Consider the following 10,633-nt stretch of genomic DNA (forward strand, 5'->3'; position numbering starts at 1 on the left):
AAGAACTTAAGCGTGACACCGGCCAGGTATAAGTCGGAGTTTCCATGGCTGAAGGAAGTAGACAGTCTGGCATTGTGTAATGCACAGCTGCATTTGCAGACAGCATACAAAAATTTCTTTCGTGATGCTTCTGTAGGTTTTCCAAAATTCAAATCAAAAAAGAAGCCAGTAAGAAGCTATACAACCAATTATGTGAATGGAAATATAGTTTTACAAAATGGAAAGTTAAAACTTCCAAAAGCTGGCTGGGTACGCATCAGACAACACCGGAAGATGGATGAATGTTATCAATTAAAAGGCGCAACCATCACGCAGGAAGCAGATGAACGATATTACGTTGCTCTGTTATATTCCTGTGAGGAACCGGTGAATGAAATCAGGAAAGCAGAAACCGCGATTGGTCTTGATTTTTCCATGAAGGAGTTGTATGTGGATTCCAATGGAAATCATGCAGCATATCCGAAAGATGAGAAGTACATCACCCCAACCGGAAACTTCTTATGCACCGTATGCCGTAATGAGAAAACAAAAGGTATTACGGGTATGTATTTTGAGCTGCGGGATTAATTGGGTACGCAACGAGCCGGCTTTTGTCTTATAGACAGAAGCCGTTTTTTGTATGTCCAAAAATCTCCATGACGGAATTCAAATCAACCATCCAAATCTGTCATACTTATAGAAAGCGACAAGGAGGGATTTTCATGAGTGAAACATTTGATCGGGCGTGGTATGTCACGATTGATATTATTCTATTTATGATAGCAATGATTACGTTATTTCTATTTTATCAGCCGACCACTGCTTATACAGACAGTGCGGCCAACGCCGGACAAGAACTAACCTCAGACCTAAGTTATGCACCCAATGATCGTACTGTAACCGTAGATGTAGGAAATGGGCAGACGGAAACAAAGGCAGTGGGAGAGTATCTGACAAAAGATGCAGTCTTCGAGGAATTGATGCATTTGCCAAGATCTGTTCAAACCGTACAAATCGGAGGTAAGACCTATAAAAATGGTATCGATGCTTCAGAGACAGATATCAGCCACCTCATTCTAACAAATGGCATGAAAGAGGTTTATCTTGATATGACTTCATCTCTCTATCAAAAAGAACTTACCATCACCAATCACGAAGTAACAGCTATTAACTACAAGTAGGAGGAACATTTTATGGAAGACGTTATTGGAAGATCCTTTTCGTACATGATCTTATTGTTTGGATTCTTTCTTCTGGCTCCACTATTTCTATTTTTGAACATGGATATGACAAGCCGGAACTATGTGAATACGGCTGTGAATGAATTTGTGGAACAGGCCAGGGCTGATGGAGTGATCCGAAAGAGTGATTATCGGATCCTGGCAGATGAACTCTATATCTCCGGACTCTATGCAAATGGAAGTTCGGTTCTGGCAGGAAGAACAGAGAACCGATTCCTTCAGGATGCATTCGCTGCCGTAGGAAAGGAATACGTTCAGTGCAGCAAAATTTTCCAGTGTGGTAGCCACCAAACAGTCATGGGCATTTCTTTTTCTGGGGATCGATAACTTAATCATACGGTTTCCTTCGAGTGCTCAGTTATCATGCTACATTATACTAGAAGATAAGGCATCAGCACAAGCAAAATCAAACCGAATCACCCTGCTGCCACATCCTACTCAATCTGGTGCGTCTTCATATATTCCTTTCCGGCCTTGCTCACATTCATTACCATCTGAATCATCTCTTTATTTCCCTGTTCCTGCATCGCTCGAATTCCATACTGCAGTTCCCTGGAAGTGAGAAGCATCTGTTCTGCCTTTTTTACGGATCCATATTTCTCGATGAAGTCCAGATAGGGCTGCATCTTTCCCTGAACCATGATAGCGGCTTTTTCCGGTTCTCCCATGGATTCTTTTATTACGGTTCGTTCCAGATAATATGCGATCGTTTCTTGGAAGAGAGGTTCAATTCGTTCTCGATATTCTTTCCCTGTCTCTAATTGATAGGCCTCCGGAAGTGCTGGCAGAGGCTGTTTCTTAAAGCGATAGGTTTTGAGATTTCCCATAATCCGTTCTGATCCCGGAGGAGTGTTTTTGAGCCCATGCCGGCTGATCATGAGTTGATGATAGGAACTCTGCAAGGCCCTCAACTTGTAGCAACCTCCAAAATAATGGTCATAGGAGATTTTCCCCTCGTTCGTCACCGGAATAAGCAGCATATGAACATAACCTTTTTCATCGCAGGGACCATTCTGAATCACCATTAATGCATTCCACTTTGTTACAAATGTCATTTTCACCCATGCCCGGACATCCCGCGTCCATCCATCCGTGTCTTCTATCTTTCCGGAATAGATAAAAGAGAGCAGTACCGCCAGCACGCCATTCTTTCTTAGAACACGTTTTCCGTGATAGTATGGTAAAGTTTTCTGTACTTTGGTGAATGATTCATAGAGCTTTTCTTTCTTCAGTACTTTCCCCGCATCCTCAAAATCGGTCTCTGTTTTAATTTTCTTGATGATCATCTCTGTCGTTGCCATAGCATATTCCTCCAATCCAAATTCCATAATATGGATTTAGTATGACGGATTCGGATTCGCTAAAAATCGACTTCTATCCGTTTTGGAGTGATTAAAATGCCGTTTTTTCAGTTCCAGAATGGTTTGTGAAGCTGTTTTGGCAGGCACATGACCGGATTTTATAACCACCCGTAATTGTCCAAATTCATTTTATAAACCATATTATGGAATTTGAAAGACTCTGACCAGACCCGTCTGCCAGACATTTTATATCAATTCGTAGCATCATCGACCGCAGGAGAGTAGTAGTGCAGCTGAATCACGATGAATCACCATCCATACCAGAAAACGCTCATACCTCACACTACAGGAAGCTTTCTATGTGTACCAGACATTCTAAGCAGTTCTCACCAATCATTCCACATTTCTGCAAGTCAGAACAGACCAAAATTATCATTGTTTGAAATGAGTAAATTATTCCCCCCAATTCCCCCACTAGGACCATCACAATCTCCTTTATTTATGCGGATTTCCGAAGCAAAACAGAACTCATTTTCTTTCATATTTTCTGAAAAGACGTATTAAGTTTATGGTTTTGCATTTTTCCCACTCTTTTCCCCATTCGTTTTTCAGTCCTACCGTTTTCCGTTCCACCCCTTCTTGGTTTCCTCAGTGAACGATTGCCGGTTCAAGGTGACCGATTCCTTTTTTCTTTTTTTTTAAGAAAGAGTAGAGAGTGATCTTTGAACAGAGGGAGATATCCTTCTTTCAAAGGCGTAAGCTTCCACGCAATGGTAGCCCGGCGGCGCATAAAAGTCCCCCATCCGACTTGATTCATCTCACCGTGACTTTCCATCCTCGCCTTGCATCCTTCTGTCCGTTTGAAGTCCATCTGGGTATCTCCCAAATCGTTCAATGCTCATTCCAGCTTCCATCCGTTACACTCCAATCATTCCTCAGTCATACGATAATCGGTTCCAGAAAAACGGCGTAGCGCGGGAAACCGTCTTGTAGTTACGGGGGTACTTTCCACAGGAACCACCTGTATCCGTTTCACTCCTACTTTTTTCTAAGAAAAAATAAAGAAAGATCTTTGAATGAAGGGGGATTCCCCTCTTTTCAAAGGCGTAAGCTTCCAAGCATAGGTAGCCCGGCGGAGCTGTGTAAGCGGCCCCTGAAAAGGAACTGGAAGTTGTATCGAATCGATGACAGAAAATGGATTCTGTCCCAGTTTTCTGGGATAAGAATACAGTTTTGAGAAACTTTTGTCCCAGTTTTCCGAAATTATTGTCCCAGTTTTCTGGAGTAAAAAGAAAAAAAGAAATCGAAATGGAACCGCGGATGACGGGAGTAAGGTGACGGACGGGAGGTCATGGAGTGGAGCGGTGATATCGGTGGGGGACATTCCGGAAGCGGAAGCGACGGGAACCACGGACGATGGTGCAGTGGGATCGAAGGGAAGTCAAAGATTACTGATGGGATGTCGGTGGGGGACTTGCGATGAATCACCTCCAAAGACAGTCTGTCCGAAAACAGAAGACTGTATGCATGTTAATCATGAATTTACATATATTTAGCATTACTATGATATTTCCTTTTCCTGCAATGTGCTACAATGAACCCGAATTTACAAAGAAAGCAGAGGAAGAGTACTTATGAGAAATAATAACTGGAAAAACATTATGATGGTATCAGCCTGTATGACAGCGGCACTTGCTTTATCTGCGTGCGGATCCGATGCTGCTGGCACCACAGCATCACCGGAGGCTACAGAGGCCAAGACTACGGAGGCTCAGACAGCAGTTTCTACAGAGGCAGCAGCGAAAACTCCGACAGAGGAGAAAACCTCTCAGACAAAGCCTCTGGTTGTATATCTGAACGATTTCGATGCAGTCATCCCCGATATGTTTAAGAAGGCTACAGGATATGACGTTGAGGTTGTTGTCGGAAACGGTGCAGAGACCATGTCACGAATTGCAGCCGAGAAGGGAAATCCTCAGTGGGATGTTGTTTGGATTGATTCCATGTATGACGTATATTCCCTTTCACAGGATGGAGAGCTTGTGACAGATTGGGAACCTGAAAATGCGGCAGGTCTTACTGATTTCTCCAAAACGCTTGTTCCGGAGAACAAATGTTTTTATCCAACGGATATTCACGCAGCAGGTGTGCTTGTATACCGTACGGATGCGTATTCGGAAGCGGATGGACCAAAGACTTTTGCAGATCTGACCGACGAGAAATATACCGGAAAAGTCGGCATGGCAGATCCCGGAGTAGCGGCTCCGGCCTATCCTCTGGCTGCTTACTTTATGGATAGCCTCGGAATGGATGGCGGAAAAGTCTATTTTAAGAAGCTCTTCGATCAGGGGTTGAAGGTATTCCCGAAGAACCCTCAGGTTGTACAGGCACTGGCAAGCGGTGAGATTTCTGTGGCAATGCTTCAGGAGACCAATGCATACGACATGGTTGCAAGCGGGGAACCATTGAAGATTGTGTGGCCTGAGGACGGAGCACCCGGTTCCACTCGTGTGGCGGCGATCAGTGCTCAGACAGAGCAGCGTGAGATTGCAGAAGCATTCGTAAACTTCCTTCTTGATCCGGAAACACAGCAGCAGCTCGTTAATACAGGAGATGAGGGGTATTTTGAGCCGTCTGTAAAGGATGTCACCTTAAAGGCGGAACGCGACGCAAATGCAAAGCTGGCTGTAGCAGATGTTGAGTTTGGCGCAGAAAATGAGGCTGAAATCAAATCCTGGTTTGCCGATATGTCTGCACAGTAGGAGAGATGATGAACAACAGGGATAATACAGCGGGTCTTGGCATATTGGGGATCCTGATTATCTTAGTACTGCTGCCTTTGGCAGCAGTACTATTTCAGGTTATATGTCCAGGACTTAATATAGAGAAATTCAATCTGAAAAATCTGGCATTGGTGCTGGATGTATTTGTCCGTCCTCTCTGGAAAAAAGCTTTCTGCAATTCTCTTTTTCTCAGTGTGGGAACAACAGCAATAGGGCTGATTTTGGCGGCATTTCTGGCTCATATCAGGGTGAAATACCGCTTTTTTGGTGCAAAGATACTGGATCTTGTGAGTTGGATCCTGATGATCGTGCCTTCCTTTATTCTGGCTCAGGGCTGGGTCTATTTTGCCGCAGGGAACGGAATTGCCAGTGCATGGCTTGGGATACAGGGCGTCAATCGTTTTGTGTTCAGCTACTGGGGACTGGTAAGTGTCATGGTACTGTGCAAGTTTCCGCTGGCCTATATTACCATCAAGACTGCCATGGAGTGGTATCCCGCCCGCCTGATCCATGCAGCCAGAATGAACGGTGCAGCACCTTTTCGAGCATGGCTTACGGTACAACTGCCTCTGTGCATTCCCGCATATTGTTCGGCTGCCATGCTGATTTTTATGGATACGGTGGGAGATTACGGCATGTCCTCCACCATCACAGCAGTCTATTCCTTTCCTACACTTCCATATACAATCTACAGTGCCATCTGCTCCTCACCTGTACGTTTTGACATGGCAGGAGTGCTGTCACTTTACCTGATGGTTATGATCATCATTGCAATGGTAATCCAGTATGCAGCAATGGGAAAGAGAAAATACGATTTCCTGGACAATGGAACGGAGCAGGTTCAGGCCCGACGTATTGGAAAAGTAAAAGAGTATATCCTTTCTGGAATGTCACTGCTATTCAGTTTAATTGCTCTCGGAATTCCTGTGGGCTCTAACCTGATTATGTCATTTTCCAGTTCTGTCAGCATCCAGAAATTTCAGTTCACCCTTGACAACTATATTACCGTGTTCCAAACGGGAAGCACTCTTCTCACCGGCATAAAACACTCTCTGGGATTAGCGGGTGCAGCAGCGGTAATTGGCATGCTTGCAGGCTTTTGCGTGGCCTATGTGCTGACCTATTCCGAGTTCCGTCTGAAAAAAGTGATTGACATGATGACGCTTATTGCAATGGCAGTGCCCGGGGTAGTTCTTGGTATCGGTTATATTTTTGTGTGGAACCAGAAATGGCTTACACCACTGGGGCTTCATCTTTATGGAAAGCCATCCATCCTTGTGTTAGCCAGCGTGGCTTCTGCCATACCACTGATCAATCGGGTGCTGGTGGGAGGTATGGCTAAGGTACCAAAGAGCCTTCTGACAGCAGCTCAGGTACAGGGCGCAGGTTTTGGGCGCAGATTACGCACCGTCCTTTTGCCTTTGCTGCATAATAGCACGGTGTCGGCGATTCTGGCAGCTTTCGGCGGCAGTGTCTTTAACCTGGCAATCACCACCATTTTGTATCCGCCGAATTACAGTACCCTTCCCGTATATATCAGTGATTCCTACAATGATCTGAAGTTCGGATATGCGGCGGCAGCCACAATGGTAGGTGCGGCATTTATTATCAGTATTATGATGATACTGGAGTACGGATTAAATTTTAGAAGAAATAAGGGGAAAATACATGGAGACAATACTTGAAATAAAAGATGTAAAAAAACGGTTCGGTGCAAAGGAAATTCTTAAAGGAATCAATCTCTCCGTGATGGAGGGAGAGATTATCAGTGTTCTGGGTCCATCCGGCTGTGGAAAATCCACATTATTAAATATTATTGCTGGAATACTACCATTGGATGGAGGAGAAGTTTCGATCCACCAAAGTATCGTGTCTGCCCCAGGGAAAATGGTGCCTACAGAGAAACGTAATATTAACATGGTGTTTCAGGATTTCGCACTATGGCCTCATATGAAGGCCAGGGATAATATCCTTTATGGCCTGAAAGTAAAAAAACTACCAAAGAATGAGATGGAGAATCGGTTAAATGAGGTAGTATCCCTTCTTCATCTTGAAGGGCTTTTGGATCAGTTTCCTTCGGAACTTTCAGGAGGACAGCAGCAGAGAGTGGCGATTGCCAGGGCACTTGTGACGAAACCGGATATCGTTCTTTTGGACGAGCCGCTATGTAACCTTGATATTCAGCTCAGAATTGAGATGCGCACGGAGATGGCTCAGCTGTTTCATTCCCTCCGCACAACTGTGTTCCATGTGACCCATGATCCTTCTGAGGCTTTTGCCATGGCAGACAGGATTGTTGTGATGAATCGCGGAAAAATCGATCAGATGGATGTTCCTTCTGTGTGTTACATGGAGCCAAAGACCTGCATGGTTGCGGGACTTCTGGGAGCAGGAAATTGCTTGAAAAAGGCCAGCACAATATCTGATTCAGGTCGTTTCTGCAAGGTAAAAGTGGGGGAGACTGAGCTTATGGGGCTGGGTTTTGTAACGGAAAACAGGACTGATCAGAACACTCAGCTTCGTTTTCGTCCGGAGGAGTGCACATGGCAGAGGGAGAACGGAGATAACACGATACCGGTTTCGGTTGTTATGTCCACTTTTGAGGGTGGTGTATATCGTGTGAAGGTAGAGACAGAACAGGGAGAAGACTTCTGTATGCTTCATTCTCAGTTCCTTGCTGATGGCGAAAAAGGATATGTCAGAATACCGGAGGAGAGGCTTTATGTCTACAGTGAAGCTTAGGATAAAAGGCGGATACGGAGAACACGGGCGGAGTTGCTTTCTGGTGGAATACGGAAGGGAGGGGCACTGTTATATGGTGGACTGCGGTATTATGGATACGGATCCATATCCTTATCCGTCTGTGACCAGAGAGGAGCTTGAAAAGGTGGATTACATTTTCATGACTCACTGCCATAAAGATCATTCCGGTGCATTTTCCTATTTTGTGGAAAATGGTTTCAGTGGGATACTTGTGGCCTCTGCCATGACCTTATGCCTTGGAAAAATACAGTACCAGAGGACGCACATTCTGTGTGAAAGCCCCTTCGACCCCGTCTGCGGGGGAGGAGATATTGAGCTTGGAGAGCTGAGGGCAGAGTATGGCCGCAGCGGTCACTGTCCTGGTGGACTGTGGTTTAAGATTACGGATGAGACGGTGCGAGCTTTTTTCAGTGGGGATTATCAGGAGGATTCCCTGTTTTATGCCTGCGATGCCGTGAAGAATCAGGAAGCAGAGCTGGCAGTGATAGACTGCGCTCATAACCATATAAACAGCCCGGCAAGGGAACTTCGAGAGAATATCACTGTCCGGGTATCGCGCAGCCTTGCAGAGGGCCGCAGCGTTATTTTTCCTGTGCCGCAGTATGGGAGAGGACTGGAACTGTTCTATATGCTGAAACAGGCGTTCCCACAGGCAGCTGTCTGTGTGGATAGAGGCTTTGCAGACTGCGCCGGGGAAATGTTGAAAGAGACCTGGTGGTATCGAGAAGGACCATTAAGAGCGATGCAGCATGTGCTTGCAGATACATGTGCTAAGGCCATCATCCCAGGGCAGAAAGACGAAAGGGGCTATGATATCCTCCTTCTTGCAGATACGCACTTAAAGAAGAAAGAAAATGCAATCTATGTAAGAGAGGCCGTCCTTCGGGGGAGTGATATCATGGTTACCGGCCGGGTAAAATGCAAAAGTCCGGTAGAACAGCTTCTGGAGGAAGGAACAGCATTTCGGTGTCATTTTCCTCATCATCAGAGCAGAACTGACATGGAAAAGATGATCAACGAGAATCGTTTTCATACCATACTTCCGTTTCATAACAATGAGAGAGATATTATCGTGAGAGCCTGAAAGGGCTCTCGTTTGTTGTGTTATGTTAAAGTTAGCGAGTTTATATTCAAAGCGGTGTTTTTCAACCTGAAATATCGGATACCCGAAAGAACTGACAATGTGGAAACGTTTCTATAAGCAGCTGGTCGGAATGGCCCAGGTTTTGCAGGACTGTCCGAATGGGATTGTCGATGTAGATGCGAAGGATATGTTCCGCTTCTTTTTGAACAAAGCAGAGCGTTTACAGGCTGACACACAGATTCTTCGCGAATATACGTTACAGCTCCATGATATGTATCAATCAAAGATTGACGTGCGACAGAATAAAGTGGTATATTTTTAAGAATAAAAAATGGCTATAGAATTTTACGTAAGATAAAGCAGAATGGAAGAGTTAAGAGTGATGGAATTTGATATTGAAAAGTGTCAGTATTTTGATGATATGCCAACCCCTTTTTGCGCAATTGAAGTACTAGATAATGAGCGGCATGATCCGGATAATTTTATCATCCGATACTCGAACAAGGCGCATAATACTTTAGTTGGTCTGGCAAAAGAAGAGGTCGAAGATCAACCTTTCTGGAAGATGTTCCAGGTGATGAATGCCAGCCAGACAGAGATTTATCGAAAAACTTTGAAAAACAATGAGTCTCGCTGTATGGATCGTTATAATGAGCAGCTCGGTAAGTTTGTGCGTGTTATGACATACCCACTGGCACCTCACATCTGTGGCAGTATGATCAAGGTGATTTCCGATTATCAGGATAACTTGATGGGATGTCTCAACCTCAAAGGGTTCAAACTGAGAGCTGAACAGATTTTGGAGGCAAATCCAGAGCAGGCGTACGCATTCTGGTACTGTGACATCAAGCAGTTTAAGTATGTGAATGATAACTTTGGCTATGAAGAAGGAAATTATATTCTTCAGGTTCTCGGTGAAAAGCTTACATCTATATTGGGCAAGGATGAATTGATGGGCCGTGTGACAGGCGATATGTTCGTGCTTATGGTGAAGTTTGTAAGTGAGGAGACATCAGAACAGCGTTTTCATGCCGCAGTTAAGTCGGCGGTGGATGCTTATCAGGAACGCTGGAGTCAGCATTACAATCTCGAACTTGCCGGTGGTATCTATGTGTATCGACCGGGAGAAAGCGAAAGACGCAGTGTTAGTCGTTACTTTGATTATGCGAATTCTGCCAGAAAACTGGCAAAGCGCGTAAAGGGCAATTGCGTTGAATTTTTCAAAAAAGAGATGTGGGAAAAAGAAAAGCGCGGGATAGAGATTAGTCACCATCTGAAACAGGCGATAGAAGATGGAGAGATTCAGCCGTGGTTTCAGCCACAGTATGATTATCGTCATGGGAAATTGATTGGTGCCGAGGTGCTCACTCGTTGGGTGCACCCGGAATACGGCAACATTTATCCGGACGAGTTTATTCATGTTCTGGAAGAGTCCGGACAGATTCTGGAATTGGATGCATACATCTGGGAATGCGCGTGTCA

The 10,633-nt window shown here is 44.9% G+C and carries 11 protein-coding genes; 9 read left to right on the top strand and 2 right to left on the bottom strand.

What is annotated here, in order from left to right; translation table 11 throughout:
• The 3 genes from WMO41_RS15310 to WMO41_RS15320 form a co-directional block, all read left to right on the top strand.
• Positions 1–567 (top strand): RNA-guided endonuclease TnpB family protein (locus WMO41_RS15310; protein ID WP_349230499.1); only part of this gene is annotated, 567 nt, incomplete at its 5' end.
• 134 nt (positions 568–701) lie between these two features.
• Positions 702–1,160: a hypothetical protein gene (locus tag WMO41_RS15315; protein WP_349230500.1), complete on the top strand. Its 459-nt coding sequence runs from the start codon at positions 702–704 to the stop codon at positions 1,158–1,160.
• Between the two features lie 12 nt (positions 1,161–1,172).
• A complete protein-coding gene (locus WMO41_RS15320; protein WP_349230501.1) occupies positions 1,173–1,547 on the top strand; it encodes a hypothetical protein in 375 nt (124 codons plus the stop codon).
• Between the two features lie 107 nt (positions 1,548–1,654).
• Here the strand turns inward: WMO41_RS15320 and WMO41_RS15325 are convergent, their stop codons facing one another.
• Both WMO41_RS15325 and WMO41_RS15330 read right to left on the bottom strand, forming a co-directional pair.
• Positions 1,655–2,548: a plasmid recombination protein gene (locus WMO41_RS15325; RefSeq protein WP_349230502.1), complete on the bottom strand. Its 894-nt coding sequence runs from the start codon at positions 2,546–2,548 to the stop codon at positions 1,655–1,657.
• A gap of 386 nt (positions 2,549–2,934) precedes the next feature.
• Positions 2,935–3,063: a hypothetical protein gene (locus WMO41_RS15330; protein ID WP_349230503.1), complete on the bottom strand. Its 129-nt coding sequence runs from the start codon at positions 3,061–3,063 to the stop codon at positions 2,935–2,937.
• Between the two features lie 1,092 nt (positions 3,064–4,155).
• Between WMO41_RS15330 and WMO41_RS15335 the strand changes: the two genes are divergently transcribed.
• From WMO41_RS15335 to WMO41_RS15360, 6 genes are all read left to right on the top strand, one after another.
• Positions 4,156–5,283: an extracellular solute-binding protein gene (locus WMO41_RS15335; RefSeq protein ID WP_349230504.1), complete on the top strand. Its 1,128-nt coding sequence runs from the start codon at positions 4,156–4,158 to the stop codon at positions 5,281–5,283.
• A 215-nt stretch (positions 5,284–5,498) separates the two neighbouring features.
• Positions 5,499–6,989, top strand: coding sequence for an ABC transporter permease (locus WMO41_RS15340; RefSeq protein WP_349230505.1), 1,491 nt, complete (start codon positions 5,499–5,501; stop codon positions 6,987–6,989).
• Positions 6,973–8,046 carry an ABC transporter ATP-binding protein gene (locus WMO41_RS15345; RefSeq protein ID WP_349230506.1) on the top strand — a complete coding sequence of 358 codons (1,074 nt, stop codon included), beginning with the start codon at positions 6,973–6,975 and terminating at the stop codon, positions 8,044–8,046. The genes WMO41_RS15340 and WMO41_RS15345 overlap by 17 nt, the downstream gene beginning before the upstream one ends.
• Positions 8,027–9,151 (top strand): MBL fold metallo-hydrolase, encoded by a 1,125-nt coding sequence (locus WMO41_RS15350; protein ID WP_349230507.1) that lies wholly within the window; start codon positions 8,027–8,029, stop codon positions 9,149–9,151. The genes WMO41_RS15345 and WMO41_RS15350 overlap by 20 nt, the downstream gene beginning before the upstream one ends.
• 97 nt (positions 9,152–9,248) lie before the next feature.
• Positions 9,249–9,473, top strand: coding sequence for a magnesium transporter CorA family protein (locus WMO41_RS15355; protein WP_349230508.1), 225 nt, complete (start codon positions 9,249–9,251; stop codon positions 9,471–9,473).
• Positions 9,474–9,515: 42 nt separating this feature from the next.
• On the top strand, positions 9,516–10,633 hold a 1,118-nt coding region (locus WMO41_RS15360), incomplete at its 3' end, for a diguanylate cyclase domain-containing protein (protein ID WP_349230509.1).

It is taken from the genome of Ventrimonas faecis, from assembly GCF_040096075.1.
GTDB classification, from domain to species: Bacteria; Bacillota; Clostridia; order Lachnospirales; family Lachnospiraceae; genus Brotaphodocola; species Brotaphodocola faecis.

Bases quoted from the DNA above. Each gene is read 5' to 3' on its own strand.
- WMO41_RS15335 (WP_349230504.1), top strand. From the start codon at position 4,156: ATGAGAAATAATAACTGGAAAAACATTATGATGGTATCAGCCTGTATG.
- WMO41_RS15355 (WP_349230508.1), top strand. From the start codon at position 9,249: ATGTGGAAACGTTTCTATAAGCAGCTGGTCGGAATGGCCCAGGTTTTG.
- WMO41_RS15325 (WP_349230502.1), bottom strand. From the start codon at position 2,548: ATGGAATTTGGATTGGAGGAATATGCTATGGCAACGACAGAGATGATC.
- WMO41_RS15345 (WP_349230506.1), top strand. From the start codon at position 6,973: ATGGAGACAATACTTGAAATAAAAGATGTAAAAAAACGGTTCGGTGCA.
- WMO41_RS15315 (WP_349230500.1), top strand. From the start codon at position 702: ATGAGTGAAACATTTGATCGGGCGTGGTATGTCACGATTGATATTATT.
- WMO41_RS15320 (WP_349230501.1), top strand. From the start codon at position 1,173: ATGGAAGACGTTATTGGAAGATCCTTTTCGTACATGATCTTATTGTTT.
- WMO41_RS15330 (WP_349230503.1), bottom strand. From the start codon at position 3,063: ATGAAAGAAAATGAGTTCTGTTTTGCTTCGGAAATCCGCATAAATAAA.
- WMO41_RS15350 (WP_349230507.1), top strand. From the start codon at position 8,027: ATGTCTACAGTGAAGCTTAGGATAAAAGGCGGATACGGAGAACACGGG.